This window comes from Robertmurraya sp. FSL W8-0741 (assembly GCF_038004005.1).
Taxonomy (GTDB): domain Bacteria; phylum Bacillota; class Bacilli; order Bacillales; family Cytobacillaceae; genus Robertmurraya; species Robertmurraya siralis.
Window position 1 is genome coordinate 94501 of sequence record NZ_JBBOQG010000001.1, and the last position, 18222, is coordinate 112722.

An 18222-nucleotide genomic window follows, 5' to 3' on the forward strand; every position below is an offset into this window, starting at 1 on the left:
ACTTTCCTTTTGGTTTTAATAGGAAACGACAAAAAGAACAGAGATGCAAATCAAGTCTCTGTTCCTTTTATTTCTCGACTTATTTACCCTTAATTTCACTAGAGTACCATTCATACAAACACGTTTCCTGATCTGTTGATTTCGCTAGCTCATATGCTTCCTTTTCACTTCTTTGATTAGACAATAGTTCGTAAAAAAAGCGAATAATAAAATAAAATGTAGCATCTCCGTCGATATAATCCTTCGGACCTATGTATGCTCTACAACCAATTTTTAGAAATGCATTTGCCAATTCAGGATCTCCTAATGTACAACCATTCCCGATAACCAATTGATTATTTAGTCTGCCATATTCAAGAATTTCCGTCGCACCAAAATTCTTTCTTGGTTCATTATCCTCATAAACCATTTCTCCAAGCTCCGGCATCACTAATTCGCCTTCAACTCCATGAAAAGAAAGAATCATATAGTCACTTTCGTTCTCAGATATTATATTAATCAGGTCGTTTGGACGTCCAATCCAATATGTTAATACACGCACATTAAAGGCCTCTAAACCGGCACGTATCGCCTGTGCTTCAAGAGCACTATCAGGACCGACAACTAGTGTAACATCTATACTTGGAATACTCATAAAAAACTCCCCCTAATATAATCACTAGTTAAATTTTAACATTAAATTTGTTGTTCTTCATTCTCCCCAGTATTTCTCACTTTTGGCATATTATTAATGAATAAAACAAACCTTTTCGCTTTACTATAGAGAAGAACGGGAAACGAAAAACATTACCAAAGAAAGGCGCCTTCGAATCTGCAAAGATGGAAGCTCTCGGTTCTCCTCGAATATTCTCGTAATAGGCTGCTCAGACATTGTTCATTGTAAAAATCCGAATACCGATTTACTGGGGCTTAAGTAAATACTCATAAGAATAGTGAGCCACAACTTTTCACGAACCAAAATGAATGAGGGCAACCAAATTGGTTACCCTCTGTTTTAAACCTCAGGCTCGAATGTTTTACAGTCGGTTTCCTCACTTGTAGAAGCTTTGTTCCCTTTATGGCTTACTACATAGATGGCATCTGCATGACATTTGTTCCCGTGACCCCAATACGTACAGTTGTTTACTTCACATAGAACATCTTTTGCCAAGATACTCACCCCCCTTTTCTTATCATTCACTGAAAAAAGGTGCTGATACTTCGTTTAGAAGTGTAAGTTTTTCTATTTTAAGACGATAATGACAAATGATCGTAATACTTCTTTTTACGGTAGAAGGATGCCAGTTTTCCTTGAAATTCTAATTGAAAATCTTTTATGTCTTCGAAGTCATGCGGCGCCACAAAAGATGGTGGCTTTCTTAACTGAACAATTCCGCTATTGCTTAAAGCAGTCGCGACAAATTCTGAACAAAAATAAGCATTTTTGCGGTGAAGTTCCTTTTTTAACATAAAAGCAAAAAGACCGATAAAGTTGTAACGGTAAAGATGTTCATGAACTTCTATTTCTTTAAGAAAGGTTTGGATTTGCTGGTATTGCCTTTCTGAAACTGTACAACTGTAAATAACACAATCCGCATCTCGAAGGGGTCCGATATTGATATTTTCTTTTACAAACCCACCAATAAAAGGGTTTTTTGGACGTTTCCTCCCAAAACTATAAACTTCCGTTAAATTTGGGTCGAGTGAAAGCGAAGCATGATTATAGGTCTTCTTTGTATAAAGCCGAATCACCCTTGTTAGAACAGTTCCAGTATCAGTTAAAAGAATATATATTTTTCTATCCTTCATTGCAAATTCCCCTTTTAAATTTCGGTCTCTGTACTACCATATTAAAGGGTACATAGCAAACTCTATAAGCGGCTTAAGCAATAGATTACTCTCAGACTTAAGACGGATAACGGATAAACAGCCATTAAGCTGCCAATGAATCCTAGTGAAAGGATAAAATGGCGCCAAATCACCTTGAAGTTACGTTCGATTTGAGCGAATAGTGCTTTGATTCGGACTTTCGCTCGAACCTTTGGCTGAATGGAACACCGATTACAGATTTTCCCACGATCAGCCAACTTTCACTCAGTCTAAATAAAACAAAAATCTCTGAAACAGGCTAAAAAGTATTCTTGATTGCAAAATCATAAAAAAACCGAAGGGTACAATCCCCTTCGGTTCATCAAATCATTAGTTTTCTTCTATTTCTTTACGGTTTTTCTTGAACATTTTTGATAAAATTTCATACACGATTGGAACGACGATTAATGTCAGTAACGTGGAACTTGTTAACCCACCGATAACTGTAATTGCCAGCCCTTTTGAGATAAGGCCTCCGCCGCCTGTTCCAAATGCTAACGGTATTAAAGCACCGATAGTTGCAATAGCCGTCATTAAGATTGGACGCAGACGAGTAGCACCCGCTTCGAGTATGGCTTCACGCATGGTCATACCATCACGTTCCATATGAATAATTCGGTCAACTAATACAATCGCATTGGTGACGACTATCCCAATTAACATTAACAGCCCCATCATAACGGATACAGAAATCGTTTCTCCAGCAATTAACAAGCCGACAAATGAACCGATAACCGCAAACGGTAGTGAGAATAGGATAGCAAATGGCGCTAATCCTTCACCAAAGGTAACGACAAGAATGAAGTAGACAATTGCAATCGCAGCAAGCATTGCAACACCAAGCTGTGTAAAGGTTTCCGTCATGTCAGCAGCTACACCAGCGACATCAACACGGACTCCTTTTGGCAAGTCTAACTCATCAATTGCTTTGTCAATTTCCGCTGTTGTTTTAGAAATATCCTTATCCAGGATTGTACCAGACACTGAAGCGTAGTATTCTCCTTTACTCCTTGCAAGTGTGTTAAGAGTTGTGCCTTCCTCAACCGTTACTAGTTCAGAAAGCGGCATCGTTGTTCCAAGCGCTGTTGGCACTTGCTGGTCTAGCATTTCTTTGATGGACTTAGGCTGCTGATCTTCTTGCTCGTGCTGAACAATAACCTCTAGCGTATTTCCATCCTTTTCAATCGTCGTTAACACTTCTTTTGTATGATCAGGGCTTAACATCATAACAATTTGTCCTGCTGTTAAACCATATTGAAGCAATTCATCTTGTTCCACTTTAAATGTATGCTCAACATAAGCATCTTCCGCAGTTGATGATACATCCTCAAGACCGCCATTTTCGTTCATGACGTCTTCAACCATTATCACCGCTTCATTTAAACGGTCTAAATTTTCACTATAGAAAGTGTAGCTGACTTCATTGGTTGACATATTCATGGATGCGAAATCTTGGCTCTTCCATTCTCCGCTATGGTCGATGTTGAACACATAATCTTCAATTTTTTCTCGAACGTCTGGGAAGTTATCCATATCCGGATCAAAGATGAGATACATTAAAGCACCGCCAGCTCCGCCACCCATCATCGCTGTCATCATATCTGCACTATCGCTATCTGTTACTGATACTTGTAAAATATCTATGTCTTCACGCTTTAATAGTTCTTGCTCCACCTCTTCAACATTGGCCAATGTTTCATCAAGAAGCTCACCGGTTTGTGGAGTGTACGTTAAATACATCACTTTCTCTTCTTCGCTTCCCATGAAGCTAAAGCCTATTAATGGAGTTAAGGCTAAGCTTCCTGCTAATAAAACAACCGCAATGATTGAAGTAATAATCTTGTGATTCAGCGATTTCTCGAGAACCTTTCTATACCATTTGGATAATTTGCCGGAATCTTTATGACTGCTTTCCGTTTTTTCTCCGTATAGCTTCTTCTTAAACAAGAAGTGAGAAAGGGCTGGAACAATTGTAATCGCAACAAGTAATGAAGCACCAAGTGCAAATGACATCGTTAAGGCAAATGGAACAAACAATTCACCGACCATGCCACCAACAAATACAAGTGGGGCAAAGACCGCTACCGTTACTAACGTTGACGATAAAATCGGTTTAAACATCTCTATCGTCGCTTCACGCACTAAAGCACGGCCTGTCAGTTTCTCCCCTTTTAAATGGAGTCGTCGATAAATATTTTCGACGACGACAATCGAGTCATCGATAACACGGCCGATTGCCACCGTAATTGCTCCAAGAGTCATTATGTTAAGCGTAATATCCATCCAGTTTAAAATCATTAATGCCATGAAAATCGAAACCGGAATCGACACGATGGAAATAATCGTTGATTTAAAATCTCGTAAGAACAGGAGAATAATTAAAACAGCAATTAAACCACCAAATAACGCCTTCTCTACCATCGTAATGACGGAGTCCTTAATTGGTTCCCCCTGATCTAGAGAAACATCGACAATGAGTCCATCAATATTTTTCATTTCCTCGTCTACTAGATCTTTTACAGCGTCTACAACATCAACAGTGTTCGCCTGTTGGCCTTTTATAATTTGAATCGCAATTGCATCTTCCCCATTTGTACGAGATACAGATTGTACTTTACCAACTAAGTCAATAGTGGCGATATCACTTAATTTTACAAAAGGAAGCTGCTGTGTCTCAGTAGGTGTAACAGGAATTAACATTTCCTTTAACTCGTCTTCTGTCATAAATTTTCCATCTACAGAGACAGCTTGTTCACCATCTTCGAACTCAAATAAACCTAACGAAACAGCCATGTCACTTGCCTGAATCATTTGTTTAACATCATCTTCTGTCAAGCCAAATTCAGCCATTTTCTCTTCATCATAGGTAAGCTCTACTTCTTCAATATGCTGACCAGTAATCGTAGCAGAAGCTACTCCATCAATCTTTTCAATTTTTGGAAGCAAAACATCTTCCACAGTGGAAGTCAATTCTACAATATCTTCTGTTTGACTGCTTACACTCAGAGCGACTACAGGCATCATATTCATGCTAATCGCTGTAATTGCTGGCTCTTGCGCACCCTCTGGTAATTCTACAGAATCCAGAGCAGACTGAAGGGCACGTTTTGCCTCATCCATATCAATGCCATAATCATACTCTACTTGAATATTTGACATGTTAGAATATGAATTGGAATAAACCGATTTTACATCCTCTAAATTCTCGATTGCCTTCTCCAAAGGGATTGACACATCTTCCATCACCTGTTCAGGAGTAGCACCAGGATACACATCCATAACCATTAAATATGGGATGGAGATATCCGGAATGGTTTCCATGTTCATTCGTGTTCCGGAATAAATCCCAGAAGCAGTTATTATAATCGTTAGCAACCAAACTGCTAGTTTATTTTTCAATACAAAGTTGACTAGATTTTTCACTGTTACACCTGCCCTAAATTGACTTATGAAACTCAATTACTTATAATAATGACTACTCGGTCATTTGTCAACGAATTAATCTAGGAGCGAATTAAAAAATGGCTAAAAAACAATTAATTATGGAGAAGGCGCTTGAACTCTTCGCCAAGCAAGGATTCGAAGCCACATCCGTTCAACAAATAACAGAATACTGCGGAATTTCCAAGGGAGCTTTCTATCTCGCCTACAAATCAAAGGATGAGTTAATACTCGCCTTACTTGACCATTTCATGGAACAGTATATCTCCGATATTGACTATACGGTCAAAAATACGGAAAATGAAAGCCTTTTATTTTCCTTTTATCATTCCGCATTTCAAACTGTTCAGGAGCACTCTAATTTTGCCAAGCTTATCATTAAAGAACAAGCGCAAACCTTTAACGGTGATCTGTTCAACAAAATGCAATATTATGACCAACTATTAGAACAACTGATCGTGACTTTAATAGAGCGGTTATTTGGCAACACCATCATCAAATATGATTTGGTCTCCACAATAAGAGGTTTTATGAATGTTTATACAGGCTTATTGCTATTTCACAATATTCCTTTCGATATTGATCATTTATCACGATCACTTTCAGAAAAAACAAAGGTGCTTGCTGAACATTGCACCATACCTTTTTTTACGGAAGAAATATCAATGTTTATTAAAAAGCATCGAATTAATAAAGAAATATCCAAAGGGGAAATCCTTGAAATTTTGGAGCAGAAAATAAAAGAACTGGAAGCATCCATCGAAAAAGAGTCCCTGCTATTATTGAGAGAAGAAATTATCAATCCAACGCATCACTCTGCCATTATTGCAGGTTTATTGGAAAATATCCGCAGTCATCCCCATTGTAAATGGGTTGCTTATTTATTAAGAAATTATTTTGGCTATGGAAAAAATTAGGTGGCACTTAATAATAAGGTAACACCTTTTTTATTAACGCATACTAAATTACATTGTTGACGGCACATCAGCCTTTATAGATGCTGTCCTAAAAAGGCATAGCAATTGCACCGTTATAATAGCTAATTGATAAAATCGCAATTTTTACCTATATTGAGCAAGAGGCTTCACTGCCAACAGCGCATTGGATTGAAAGAGTCTTTTATTTTTTATACAATAATAGTAAAATAAAAATGAACTGGAAAATTGTAGCTAGGGTTCCGCTATTGTTACTAGGACAGTGTCCAAGGGCTACATCTTTTACAATATGTAAAAGGCACCTATTGACATAAAAGGTCCGAGGGGAAAGGTTCAGCGTATTTGTTATGCGCCGAATTCCTTCTCTTCAGACCTTTTTTTATTTCAAGGAGGTCTATATTATGAGAAGAATCGATGAGTTAAAAGCCGGTGTTGCCATTATTATCTTAAATAAGGAGAAGCAAATTCTGTTGCAAAAACGGGCCGATGTAGAACTTTGGGGCATTCCTTCAGGACATATAGAAATAGGTGAGACAGTGTCCGAGGCGGCTATTCGAGAAGTAAAAGAAGAAACCAATTTGGATATAAGTATAAAAAAGTTAATTGGTGTATACTCTGATCCTCATTCACAGGTGTTTGAATACCCAAATGGAAAAGTAATACACTTTATTACAACTTGCTTTCTGGCTGAAATTACAGGTGGAGAGCTTAAATGCAATTCAAACGAGTCGCTAGAAATTAAGTTTTTTGAACAGTCTGATCTACCGCAAGATTTATTAAAAATGCATCCCAGGTGGTTGGAAGATGCTTTATCCAATAAAGAACTAGCATTTATTCGTTAAAACAAACACGAGTTGAATGAAAAAGCCTCATTCAATCTGAAATTCAAAAAAGCTTGTGGTGGTGGTGACCCCACAAAGTTAGAGTTAAAAATCTAACCTCTGGGGTGCAGTACTACCTCAAGCTTTTTTGTTTACTTATAGCTTTGTGATTTTGAATTTTCCATAATTGCAAAACAGCTTTCGCTAAAAAAACTCCCTTACTTCACAATACTCTTTAAAATATTATCAATAATTTGTCCGTTTGCTATTGCTCCAGTATAGAGCCAGCTTTCATCCGGAGTGAATTCGAACACGTTGCCAGCCTTAACAGCAGGGATGTTTTTCCACAACGCCTCATTTAACGCTGAAGAACCGCTCGCTGAATCGCTGTTGATCAAGAATAAATATTCCGCATCAAGTTCGACTAATTTCTCTAATGAAATGGCATTCCAGTTGCTTTCTGCACTAGCTGATATTTCTTGAACAACCTTTGGTACCTGAAGACCTAAATCTTGATACATAACAGCACCGCTTGATAGGGAATCACTCACGACAAAGAAGCTGCCGCCAACGAGCCAAATCGCTGCTGCTGAAGGATTTCCAAGCTTATTTTCGATTTGTTCCTTCGCCCCTTTTGCTTTTGCATCATACTCTTCTAATACCTTTTTCGCTTCGTCCTCTTTGCCGAACACTTCACCTACACGAAGTAATTCATCGCGCCAGTCGTTATTTTCCTCAGTTCCGATCACATATGTCGGAGCTATTTTATTATATTGCTCGTATTTTCCACCTTCAACCATACTTGCTGAATCCATAATAAGTAAATCTGGAGAAAATTGCTGAACCGCCTCAAACGGTAAATCGTGTGGAATCGTTGGAACATCTTTTAGTTCTCCTTGCAAATACCCTTGAATGCTGGTACCATCTTTAACGCTCCATTGGGCAACCGGAATAATTCCTAACGCAACTAAATGGTCTTCAAGATATGTAGCAATCACCCGTTCAGGATTTGCTGGAACCGTTACTTCATTGCCCATTGCATCCGTCAACACACGTTCCGTTGAAGACTCTGCATCCGTCTCTTGCTCCGTTTGCTCATTTTCTTTTGGTTCGGATTGACTATTTTCTGTTTCTCCACAAGCAGTTAACGTCACAAACAGCAATCCAGCTCCAAGTAGTTGCATCAATTTCTGTTTTATCATTGGAATCCTCCTAGGAATATGGTAAGATATACTCAAAAATACAGATTAACTGATAATGATTATCGGTTTCAATTAAAATACAAAATTACGATAATGTCAATATCCTATCACAAATAATTTTGTCTATTCTTTGAAGAAAGTAGTTACGAACCATGCCAAAAAATACTCAGAATGAACTGCATAGCAATTATCTTATTGGAACAATTATTTTAATCGGCGGTGGTGTTCTTCTTTTTTTCACCATGATTTCTTCCATCCATTTTGGAGCTGCCGATCTCAGTTTTAAATCGGTATGGGAAGCCATTTTTTCCTATGATGGGGACAAATCTTCCCATGTCATTGTCCGTGAATTAAGACTACCTCGTGCCCTTGCTGCTGTTACAGTTGGAGCCGCTCTTGCCGTTGCGGGAGCGATTATGCAAGGGATGACGAGAAATCCATTAGCTTCCCCTTCAATTATGGGAGTAACAGCCGGCTCATCTTTTTTAATTGCCATTGCTTTTGCCATATTTCCGGCTATTTCATATACGGGATTAATTTCTTTTTCATTTTTAGGAGCTGCTCTTGGAACGATATTAGTATTTGGCATCTCATCCTTATCTAAGGGTGGCATCACACCTGTTAAGCTTGCTCTTGCCGGATCAGCGATTACCTCGCTACTCAGTTCGCTCTCTACTGCGATTGGAATTCGCTTTAACGTATCAAAGGACATTAGCTATTGGTATGCTGGAGGCGTCTCTGCTGTTCAAATGGAGCAACTGATGTACGTGGCCCCTTTTGTACTTGCTGGCCTTATTCTCGCGATTATATTGTCCCGTTCCATTTCTATCCTTAGTCTCGGTGAGGACATTGCCAAAGGATTAGGTCAGAACACTGGGGTTGTTAAGTTTCTAGGAACGATCACCGTCCTTTTTTTAACGGGGGCGGCTGTCTCCGTTGCAGGAATGATTGGCTTTGTCGGACTTGTTATCCCACATATCGCCCGTTTTCTAGTCGGAGTGGATTATCGCTGGATTATCCCTTGCTCCGCCGTATTGGGTGGGCTATTATTGCTCGTTGCCGATATTGCAAGCCGATTGCTTAACGCTCCATTTGAAACACCGGTGGGAGCAGTCACTGCAATTATCGGCGTGCCTTTCTTCCTTTACCTTGCTCGTAAAGAAGGGAGGGAGCTGTAATGAATCATTCTTTATCAAAGGACAAGCGAAAATTTAAAATTTTAATGGCGACGACAAGCATCCTTATCGTGCTTATGTTCTTCCTTAGTATTAACGCTGGATTTATCTCGATTCCATTTAAAGAAGTGATCGATACGTTACTCGGAAAAGGAACAGAACACAATGAACTTACCATTTTCAGCTTTCGTTTACCACGCATCATTCTCGCCCTTTTAGTCGGGATGGGAATATCAATTTCAGGAGCTATCCTTCAAGGGATCTCGCAAAACCCTCTTGCTGATCCAGGGATTTTAGGAATTAATTCAGGAGCCGGCTTTGCTGTCGTCCTTTATATGTTTTTCTTTCAAGGCACGACCTTTCTGACGGGAGCATTATCGATCTTTATTATGCCCGCGGCTGCCCTGATTGGTGCTTTTGCAGCAGCGATTTTAATCTATGCAATTTCTTGGAAAAAAGGACGCGTCACTCCGGTTCGTCTACTCCTAGTTGGGATTGGGATTAATTCCGCCTTTAGTGCCGGGTTGATTGTATTTCAGATGAAGATGGAACCAATTGATTTTATGAAAGCGATCATTTGGCTTTCCGGGACAATTTGGGGAACGAACTGGACATTTGTGCTTGCATTGCTGCCGTGGATTTTTATTCTTATTCCACTGACCATTTATAAATCAAGATATTTAGATGTTTTACACCTTAGCGACCCCATCGCAATTAGTGTTGGCGTCGATATTGAAAGGGAGCGGAGAATTCTCCTCTTTATTTCAGTTGCTCTTGCTGGCGCATGTGTTTCCGTCGGAGGAGGAATTACCTTTTTAGGATTAATTGCCCCGCATATTGCGAGGCGATTGATCGGAGCAAGACATGCAAAAATCCTCCCTGCTACCGCATTAATAGGAGGACTCCTCCTTCTAAGTGCAGACACATTAGGAAGAGTAATAATGGCACCAATGGAACTGCCTGTTGGACTCGTTGTTTCAATACTTGGCGCTCCATACTTCATTTACTTGCTAGTTAAAACTGTTTAAAGCAAAAAAAGTACGCTGCTCATTCATTTCCCTGCAGCGTACCTTCTCTTTTAGTCCATATATCCGTCCACTAACTCATAGCATCTTTTTTCTGTCAAGTTCGCTTGAGTACTGAGATATTGCAAGGACTGCATTGATCCACCTTCATATGGGAGCGACTCTTTAGTTGCTGTTTCGTCCCTATAGATAATCCATTTTCTTTGTTCCTCTCTAAGGCTGTTCATTTCTTTTTGCGGCAATGTTTTTTCAAGTTTACGATATATTTCATTTAATGCATCATCCCAGCTTTCAAATATTTCCCCTTGGGCTTTTGTCATATCGACCTGCGTACCCGTTTCAAGGATTTTACGTTGTGATGCTAAACTTTTCTCCACGTCCTCCAGCTTCTTTAAAAAAATGGCCTTCTCGCTCGCAGCACTTAAAGCTTCCTCTTCCACTATATTTTCCTGCTGCTCTTTTTGTAATTCCGCTTCTGCTGTTTCAATCAATTGGTCTAGTTGATTTTTCACATGATTCTCCAATCCCTCCTCCTGTAAAAGAACAAGGGCTGTCGATAACGCAGCTTCCCACCGGTGCTCTGCAATTGCTTCTTTCACTCCGTTTAAAGCAGCTAGCTGTTCATAATACCCTTTTGCTTCAGCGTCATCCGGCTTTTCTTCTAATGCTCTTTCAAAGGATGCGGTCGCTGTTTTCATATCTTCATTTTCCAAAGATATTTTGCCTTGTTTCATGGCTGTTTCATAATCACTATTTCCACAGGCGGCTAATATAAACAGACATGCCATCGCTACCAATTTCTTCATTACAAATTCCCCTTTTCTCTTCCTATGAATGTTGCAAAACCTTCTCTTTCGTTTCAAATGGAAGCTTTCCTTCCATATAAATTTCATGCCAAATCATAAAAACAATTACTGTCCACAATTTTCTGCTATTATCCTTTTTTCCCTTTTGATGCTCGGATAGAAGAAAAAGAATTAAATTCTTTTCAAATAAGTAATCGGTTCTACTTTCGATAATTAATTGATAAGCCCAATCAAACATTTCCTCTCGTAGCCAATGACGAATAGGAACTGGAAATCCAAGTTTTTTTCTATTCAAAACCAATGTCGGAATCAGCCCTTCCATCGCCTTTCTTAAACTATATTTCGTCTGACTATTAGTAACCGTAACTGTATGATCAAGCTGAGAAGCTACTGTAAAAACTTCCTTATCTAAAAAAGGCACTCGCAGTTCTAAGGAATGAGCCATCGTCATTCGATCCGCCTTTACGAGAATATCTCCCGGAAGCCATGTATGAAGGTCGATAAACTGCATCTTTTGTATATCGTGCAAATGGGGTACCTGTTGATACAATGCTTTTGTAACATTGTCATACTGCCAATTAGGATGATAGTTTTTTAGTAGTTCCTGTTTTTCTGCCTCCTGAAAAATTTTTGCGTTCCCGATATAACGCTTCTCAATGCTCGTTGCCCCCCGTTCAAGAAAACTTTTTCCTTTTACCCAATTTGGCAGTAAGCCCGCAAACGTTTTACATTCTTTTTTCAATAAAGATGGCATGTATCGGAAGTACTTCAAGGCATAAGGTTCGCGGTAAATGTTATAGCCGCCGAACAGTTCATCTGCTCCCTCACCGGAGAGCACGACTTTCACATGCTTGCTGGCCTCACGAGCAAGAAAATATAAAGGTACGAGGGCCGGATCGGCAACCGGATCGTCTAAATGCCAAATAATTCGTGGCAGTTCTTTTATAAACTCATCAACACTGATCACATAGCTAATATTTTCAACACCTAATTCGTACGCTGTTTCTTGAGCCAAATCAATTTCACTAAAGCCCTCCCTTTCAAACCCAACTGTAAATGTTTTAATATTAGGATTTGTCTCCTTGGCCAAAGCAACGATGCTCGTCGAATCAATCCCACCTGAAAGAAATGCTCCAACAGGAACGTCACTTCGCATATGCATAGAAACAGAATCCTTTAAAACATCCTGAATTTTATTTGTCGTTTTTTGAAACGAATCGACTTTAGGACAAAAACTAGGTTTAAAAAACACCTCTATTTCCATAGGCTGTCCAGCTTTTTTCATGAAAAATCGACCTGGCTCTAACCGTTTAATCTCTTTAGCTAATGTGTGTGGCTCTGGTACATATTGATAAGTTAAATAATGATGCAATGATTGCAAATCTAAATCACTATCATGTTGCAATGCTATAAGAATACTCTTCTTTTCCGAGGCAAAATAAAAATCTTCTTCGTCTTCATAATAATAGAAAGGCTTAATGCCAAAATGATCTCTTGCCCCAAATAACTCCCTTTTCTCCTGATCCCAAATGACAAAACTAAACATTCCCCGCAGTTTATAGACAGCATTTTTGCCAAGATGACTGTATAAGGCTACAATCACTTCAGTATCCGATTCGGTTTGGAAAGTATAGCCAATGGCTATTAATTCATTTCTCAGCTCGATGTAATTGTATATTTCCCCATTAAACGTAATCCAAAAACGATTCGCAAATGCAAGAGGCTGATGGCCGCTCTCAATATCAATAATACTCAGGCGTCTAAAGCCAAGATGAACATCATCATCAAAATAATAGCCAGCGTCATCAGGTCCCCTATGAACGATAACAGATGACATTTCATGGGCAAGTTCATGAATCCCACAATTATTTTCTCCCATATATCCGATAAAACCGCACATATACTTCTCTCCATTCCCAACCAGTTTCTAATTATGCTAAGGGCAACGTCACCTCAACCGTTGTACCTTTCCCGTAATTACTTTTAAAGATGATTGTGCCGCCATGCTTTTCCACGATTTTGCGTGAAATAGCCAGGCCGAGGCCAGCTCCGACTATATTGTTGTTAATCTTGTAAAACGATTCTGCAATAAAGGGCAAATCCTCTTCCTTAATTCCAATTCCTTGATCAGAGATAGAACAAAAGAGGCTCTCGTCTTTAATGATCACGAGTATATGAATCTCTGTTCCTGCTTCTGAAAACTTTATGGCATTATCAAGCAGATTTAATAACACTTGTTTCATCTTATTGCGATCGGCAAAAATAGTAACTGGTGTGCACTCGAGCTTTATTTGGACATTTTTCTCCTCTGCCCTTTTCTCAAGCTGAGCCGCAGCCTCTTGGACAAGGTGGTCAAATTCTATTGGTCCAGGCATTAACACCATTCGATCAGATTCATATCTTGAAAAATCCAATAGATCTTCGACAAGCTCGATAAGTCGCTCTGATTCACCCTCAATCATCTTTAATCCAAATTTTTCCTCTTCTTTCGTCAAATCATCTGAGGATTGGATTGTCTCTATCCATCCTTTAATACCCGTTAAAGGCGTCCGAAGTTCGTGGGAAATAGAAGAAATAAATTCATTTTTTAACTGGTCCGTTTTGACAATCTCATCAGCCATGTAATTCAACGTTCTAGCCATCTCACCTAATTCATGGGGAAACTCCTCTGCTATTCTTTTCTCAAACTTCCCTTTTGACATTTCTTTCGTAAAGTCAATAATCTTATTTACTGGCTTTACAATTGAATCAGCGAGCCTAAGACTTACTAGAAATACAGTAGCGGCGACAAACGCACAAACAAGAAACCCATAGGCCATTAGGCGCTCAATCATTTCATGTACGTTTGCGAGAGAAGAACCATATCGGAGAACACCAATTGCTTGTCCCTCTAATACGAGCGGGATATAAACGGCAATGAATTCTTCACCAGAAGGTTCTACCTTTTCCTCTTCATAAACAGTCGAAAAGTTAACTATATCGGGATTTAAATTATACGTAATTTGCTCATAAAAACCTGTAGATGATTGCAATAGCTCCCCTTGCAAATTTAGCAGTTCAAGATCTGCACCCTTATACTGATAATCCTTTATAATTAGTTCACTATAATCTTGAAGCTCTCCGTAAAGTCTTTCATTTCCTTTGTCCCATAATGGCGTTATGGCTTTTACATGGTTCTCAAAGGTATTTGCAATCCCCTGATAATAATACTTCGTTAAAGCAAAGCTCATAATCGCCAGCATTAACCCAAGGGTTAGGGTAATGATGATCATAAAATATAAAATAACATTTCGTTTCATACCCTATTCCTTCCAGTGATATCCACGTCCCCATTCTGTGCATAAATGGACAGGGTTGGATGGATCCGTTTCGATTTTTTGGCGAATACGCCTTATATTGACATCAACTACTTTAATATCACCGACATAGTATTCTCCCCAGACTTCATCAAGAAGCTCATCCCTAGAAAAGACGCGGTTTGGGTGACTCATCATAAACTGCAAAATCGAGTATTCCGTTGGTGTTAGCTTAATCTCTTTATCCCCATGCATGATTTTTTTATGTGTTTGATCTAATCGAAAAGAACCGGATACAATCTTTTTCGCCCCATATTCCCCAGCGCTGTTTAACCTTCTCAACAGTGAATAAATTCTTGCCTCAAGTTCGGCTAGGCTGAATGGTTTGCTTAAATAATCATCCGCTCCCATGATTAAACCTTCCACACGATCTTTTTCCTGAGTCTTTGCAGTAAGCATGATAATACCAACTGTTTGATTTTCCTTTCTAATTTGCTGACAAACCTCAAATCCATCTATTCCCGGAAGCATGAGATCAAGAAGGATGATCGCAAATGATTCACGCTGAAAATACATTAAAGCTTCTTCACCTGTCACCGCCTCTTTGACGATGTATCCTTTCTTTCTAAGATTTAAGCTTAGAAAGCTTCTGATCGATAATTCATCTTCAACAACGAGAATATTGGTCATGTATGGTCCTCCTCAAAACTCATCTTGCAATAAGTGAAATTGTGCAAATGGGAAACCCTTCATTTCTTCCATTTCTGTATAAAAAACCATGTCCTTCGTTTCTTCGAGAATTGTGGCAGACGCAGGAGCAAGCTTATCTTTCTCTTGCCAGCGAACCTCAAAAAGTACATTTCGGCTTGCAATATCAACTAGCTGGACACCGTTGTCCAGTTTATTCAGCGTCACTTTTTCAAACCAAACGGGTGGGATTTCAATATAAAACCTTCTCTCACGATCGGTATAGCGCTCCATCACTTTGTGGGAATCTCCAGCAATAGAATAAGTCGAGTAATATTCAATAAACGGAATATCTGCAAATGCCGTCTCTTCCCAGCCTTGTGGAATATACATACTCCCTACCTCTAAAACACCATCATTATTCATATCTCGAGAATAGAGTGGTTTAGCCTTAATCATATCTTCTTCCAATTTAATTAAACCTTCATCACCGAAAACAACCATTTCTGTCGTCATGGAATGAGCTCCAATTGCACTATCAATGAACAAAGCTTGATGACCATCACTTAATTTTCCACTTTCTACATTTTCGTGAAAGGCGTAAGGGTCTAGACTAACGATATCAAGTAATTGTAGTTCTTTATTCTCGTATTGAAAGAGTTCAGCATTATAAAATTCCCTTTTCTTCCCATGAATAACGAGAAGATCCTCCCTTCCATCACGATTATAATCGGCAACATCCAATACATCGTAAGGTCTCTCTAATACTTGTTGAAAATTGCCATTGTTCCACTCATAAATCAATAACTGCTTCTCTGTTTCAAAATCGGAAAAGTAAAGTCCGATCACAACTTCCAAAACACCATCCTCATCTAAGTCCGATAACATAAAATAATCAAGCAAATAATAATCTGTCTCCAATTTTGTTAATTGCTCCCATTCCCCATCTTTTTCATGAAGAAAGAGGAGTTGAACATTTCGATCTTCCCTATTTTCCCTATACAAAACAACTGCTTCCAGTTCTCCATCCCCATTTGTATCCTCCACGATAATGGACTCTTTTGTTAATCCATGCTTTGCGGTAACAAATTCCACATTAACTGGGAGCAATTGCTGAACTTTTTCCCTTAATGCTGTTTTCTGCCTATCTCCACTTGGAGGTGATTCAATTAAATCGCTCGGCCCTTTTACTAGCAGACTCGGCATTTCAATAATGTCACAAGCCGATAATATGATAAAGACCGCTATGAGTATAAAAATTTTCAACTTTCCTTTCAAAATTCGTTACCTCCAAAATTTCACTCCACTTAAGTAACTTAATTATAATGCTCTTGAATCGAGGATAATTTACAAAGTAGTTACAATTTTGCTCTGTTCCATACATTCCTTAGTATTCCTCGATAAATTAGGAACAACAGCATGTTGCAATGCCTATTTTAAATTTTTTTATAAATATTACTTTACCTGTCGTAGTAATTATGATACATTAAAATTACTACGACAGATGAAGTACGTCAGATGGAGTAATATCTATGATAAGACCTGCAGAAAGGAGATTTCTTTTGATTAGCAGTGATGTTATTCGGGGATATAATGATACGATTATTCTTTATTTATTGTTAGAAAATGAGTCTTATGGCTATGAAATATCCAAGCAAATTAAAGAATTGTCTCAGGAGAAATACACAATTAAAGAAACCACTTTATATTCTGCTTTTAATCGCTTATTAAAAAACGGTTATATTGAATCTTTTTACAAAGATGAAACATTTGGCAAAAGACGCACTTATTACAAAATTACCGAGGCGGGATTACACTACTACAAAGAAAAATGTCAAGAATGGAAATTAACGAAGGAAGTTGTTAATCGATTTATTAGGGAGGATTTTACGTGAATACGATTATTGATTATTTAGATAACCTGTTTGCTACATTGCCGAAAACGAAACAATTAGAAGACATAAGAGCAGATATGCTGGCAAATATGGAGGATAAATATAATGAGTTGAAAAAATTAGGGAAATCTGAAAATGAAGCAATTGGCATCGTGATTTCAGAATTCGGCAATATTGATGAACTGTTGAATGAGCTCGACATTCAATTAGACCAAAAAGAAGCCCACTTCCCTTTATTATTAGAAGAAGAAATTGAAGACTTCCTTAAAACAAGCAAAAAAACAAGCATGCTTACAGGACTAGGCGTGACCCTTTGTATGCTTGGTGCGGCGTTACTCATTTTATTTTTTCAGCTCCCAAACTTTTCAGAACTTGCTGCAACGACCATCGGTGTGACTACATTACTTGTTCTCGTGGCCATTGCCGTTGGACTCTTTATTTACGGAGGCATGCTCAAAGACAAATACAAATTTATTGACGAAAAAGGAGAATTCTCCCTTTCATTCAATACGAGAAAACTGCTTGAGGACAAGAAGAACGCCTATCAATCGACATACGCGCTATCCGTTATTTTTGGCGTCATATTATGCATTCTTTCTCCCGTATCTCTTTTTATCGCCATGGCCATAAGTGAAGAAGCTGTCACTTACGGTGTTGTTGCCTTGCTTTGTATAATAGCCATCGCGATAAATATTTTTATTTACTATGGAGGCATAAAAGACAGCTACAATAGATTGCTGAAGCTTGAAGAATACTCCGAACGTCAAAAGGAAGAAGACAAAGTGGTTGGTGCAGTTGCTGCCATCGTTTGGCCACTAGCTGTTTGTATCTTCCTCATCAGCGGCCTAGTTTATCACCAATGGCATATCAATTGGATTATCTTCCCGATCACAGGTCTTTTGTTCGGGATGTTTAGCGCCGCATATCACATCCTGAAAACAAAAGAAACAAAATGAAGTAGCGTTCTCCCCATAGAAATGGGGAGAACAAAAAGCTCGGAGCCATTAAAGGTTATTCTAAGCTGTATTCCTTAGTGTTCATCGCCGTACAAACGATAAAAGGTCTGTTTTCTTTCGATAAACGAAACTTCT

Annotated in this window: 16 protein-coding genes; 6 read left to right on the forward strand and 10 right to left on the reverse strand. The window is 38.7% G+C overall.

Annotated features, from left to right (window positions below):
* Window positions 1–79: 79 nt before the first annotated feature.
* The 4 genes from NST02_RS00530 to NST02_RS00545 form a co-directional block, all read right to left on the reverse strand.
* Window positions 80–634, reverse strand: coding sequence for a delta-aminolevulinic acid dehydratase (locus tag NST02_RS00530; RefSeq protein ID WP_095311594.1), 555 nt, complete (start codon window positions 632–634; stop codon window positions 80–82).
* 360 nt (window positions 635–994) lie between these two features.
* A complete protein-coding gene (locus tag NST02_RS00535) occupies window positions 995–1150 on the reverse strand; it encodes a DUF1540 domain-containing protein (RefSeq protein ID WP_095311592.1) in 156 nt (51 codons plus the stop codon).
* A gap of 77 nt (window positions 1151–1227) precedes the next feature.
* A complete protein-coding gene (locus tag NST02_RS00540; protein ID WP_095311590.1) occupies window positions 1228–1788 on the reverse strand; it encodes a hypothetical protein in 561 nt (186 codons plus the stop codon).
* 390 nt (window positions 1789–2178) lie between these two features.
* Complete coding sequence (locus NST02_RS00545; protein ID WP_137744796.1) at window positions 2179–5271, reverse strand: efflux RND transporter permease subunit; 3093 nt, start codon at window positions 5269–5271, stop codon at window positions 2179–2181.
* Window positions 5272–5369: 98 nt separating this feature from the next.
* On the opposite strand from NST02_RS00545, the gene NST02_RS00550 reads away from it, so the two are divergent.
* Together NST02_RS00550 and NST02_RS00555 are read left to right on the forward strand one after the other, a co-directional pair.
* Window positions 5370–6206 (forward strand): TetR/AcrR family transcriptional regulator, encoded by an 837-nt coding sequence (locus tag NST02_RS00550; RefSeq protein ID WP_137744797.1) that lies wholly within the window; start codon window positions 5370–5372, stop codon window positions 6204–6206.
* A gap of 419 nt (window positions 6207–6625) precedes the next feature.
* Window positions 6626–7066 (forward strand): NUDIX domain-containing protein, encoded by a 441-nt coding sequence (locus tag NST02_RS00555; RefSeq protein WP_212934168.1) that lies wholly within the window; start codon window positions 6626–6628, stop codon window positions 7064–7066.
* A gap of 197 nt (window positions 7067–7263) precedes the next feature.
* Here the strand turns inward: NST02_RS00555 and NST02_RS00560 are convergent, their stop codons facing one another.
* The gene (locus tag NST02_RS00560) at window positions 7264–8247 is read right to left on the reverse strand and encodes an ABC transporter substrate-binding protein (protein WP_340947649.1); all 984 of its coding nucleotides are present in this window, start codon (window positions 8245–8247) and stop codon (window positions 7264–7266) included.
* Window positions 8248–8399: 152 nt separating this feature from the next.
* Between NST02_RS00560 and NST02_RS00565 the strand changes: the two genes are divergently transcribed.
* Both NST02_RS00565 and NST02_RS00570 read left to right on the forward strand, forming a co-directional pair.
* A complete protein-coding gene (locus tag NST02_RS00565) occupies window positions 8400–9425 on the forward strand; it encodes a FecCD family ABC transporter permease (protein WP_095311581.1) in 1026 nt (341 codons plus the stop codon).
* Window positions 9425–10450: a FecCD family ABC transporter permease gene (locus NST02_RS00570; protein ID WP_340947650.1), complete on the forward strand. Its 1026-nt coding sequence runs from the start codon at window positions 9425–9427 to the stop codon at window positions 10448–10450. Before NST02_RS00565 ends, NST02_RS00570 begins: the two co-directional genes overlap by 1 nt.
* A gap of 50 nt (window positions 10451–10500) precedes the next feature.
* Here NST02_RS00570 and NST02_RS00575 read toward each other — a convergent pair whose 3' ends face one another.
* Genes NST02_RS00575 through NST02_RS00595 form a run of 5 tightly spaced genes read right to left on the reverse strand, consistent with a single transcriptional unit; the run spans window position 10501 to window position 16514 of the window.
* Entirely contained in the window at window positions 10501–11253 is a 753-nt protein-coding gene (locus tag NST02_RS00575; RefSeq protein ID WP_170211393.1) for a lysozyme inhibitor LprI family protein, read from the reverse strand.
* 22 nt (window positions 11254–11275) lie between these two features.
* On the reverse strand, window positions 11276–13153 hold the full coding sequence (asnB, locus tag NST02_RS00580) for an asparagine synthase (glutamine-hydrolyzing) (RefSeq protein ID WP_340947653.1): 1878 nt from the start codon (window positions 13151–13153) through the stop codon (window positions 11276–11278).
* 31 nt (window positions 13154–13184) lie between these two features.
* Window positions 13185–14552 (reverse strand): sensor histidine kinase, encoded by a 1368-nt coding sequence (locus NST02_RS00585; protein WP_340947655.1) that lies wholly within the window; start codon window positions 14550–14552, stop codon window positions 13185–13187.
* A 3-nt stretch (window positions 14553–14555) separates the two neighbouring features.
* Entirely contained in the window at window positions 14556–15239 is a 684-nt protein-coding gene (locus NST02_RS00590) for a response regulator transcription factor (RefSeq protein ID WP_095311571.1), read from the reverse strand.
* 12 nt (window positions 15240–15251) lie between these two features.
* The gene (locus tag NST02_RS00595; RefSeq protein WP_340947659.1) at window positions 15252–16514 is read right to left on the reverse strand and encodes an FG-GAP repeat domain-containing protein; all 1263 of its coding nucleotides are present in this window, start codon (window positions 16512–16514) and stop codon (window positions 15252–15254) included.
* 284 nt (window positions 16515–16798) lie between these two features.
* Here NST02_RS00595 and NST02_RS00600 point away from each other — a divergent pair, with 284 nt between their 5' ends.
* Both NST02_RS00600 and NST02_RS00605 read left to right on the forward strand, forming a co-directional pair.
* A complete protein-coding gene (locus NST02_RS00600; protein WP_340947661.1) occupies window positions 16799–17131 on the forward strand; it encodes a PadR family transcriptional regulator in 333 nt (110 codons plus the stop codon).
* Entirely contained in the window at window positions 17128–18087 is a 960-nt protein-coding gene (locus NST02_RS00605; protein WP_095311567.1) for a permease prefix domain 1-containing protein, read from the forward strand. The genes NST02_RS00600 and NST02_RS00605 overlap by 4 nt, the downstream gene beginning before the upstream one ends.
* The last annotated feature ends 135 nt before the right edge of the window (window positions 18088–18222 follow it).

Bases quoted from the DNA above. Each gene is read 5' to 3' on its own strand.
- NST02_RS00590 (WP_095311571.1), bottom strand. From the start codon at position 15,239: ATGACCAATATTCTCGTTGTTGAAGATGAATTATCGATCAGAAGCTTT.
- NST02_RS00585 (WP_340947655.1), bottom strand. From the start codon at position 14,552: ATGAAACGAAATGTTATTTTATATTTTATGATCATCATTACCCTAACC.
- NST02_RS00570 (WP_340947650.1), top strand. From the start codon at position 9,425: ATGAATCATTCTTTATCAAAGGACAAGCGAAAATTTAAAATTTTAATG.
- NST02_RS00550 (WP_137744797.1), top strand. From the start codon at position 5,370: ATGGCTAAAAAACAATTAATTATGGAGAAGGCGCTTGAACTCTTCGCC.
- NST02_RS00540 (WP_095311590.1), bottom strand. From the start codon at position 1,788: ATGAAGGATAGAAAAATATATATTCTTTTAACTGATACTGGAACTGTT.
- NST02_RS00555 (WP_212934168.1), top strand. From the start codon at position 6,626: ATGAGAAGAATCGATGAGTTAAAAGCCGGTGTTGCCATTATTATCTTA.
- NST02_RS00560 (WP_340947649.1), bottom strand. From the start codon at position 8,247: ATGATAAAACAGAAATTGATGCAACTACTTGGAGCTGGATTGCTGTTT.
- NST02_RS00565 (WP_095311581.1), top strand. From the start codon at position 8,400: ATGCCAAAAAATACTCAGAATGAACTGCATAGCAATTATCTTATTGGA.
- NST02_RS00530 (WP_095311594.1), bottom strand. From the start codon at position 634: ATGAGTATTCCAAGTATAGATGTTACACTAGTTGTCGGTCCTGATAGT.
- NST02_RS00575 (WP_170211393.1), bottom strand. From the start codon at position 11,253: ATGAAGAAATTGGTAGCGATGGCATGTCTGTTTATATTAGCCGCCTGT.
- asnB (WP_340947653.1), bottom strand. From the start codon at position 13,153: ATGTGCGGTTTTATCGGATATATGGGAGAAAATAATTGTGGGATTCAT.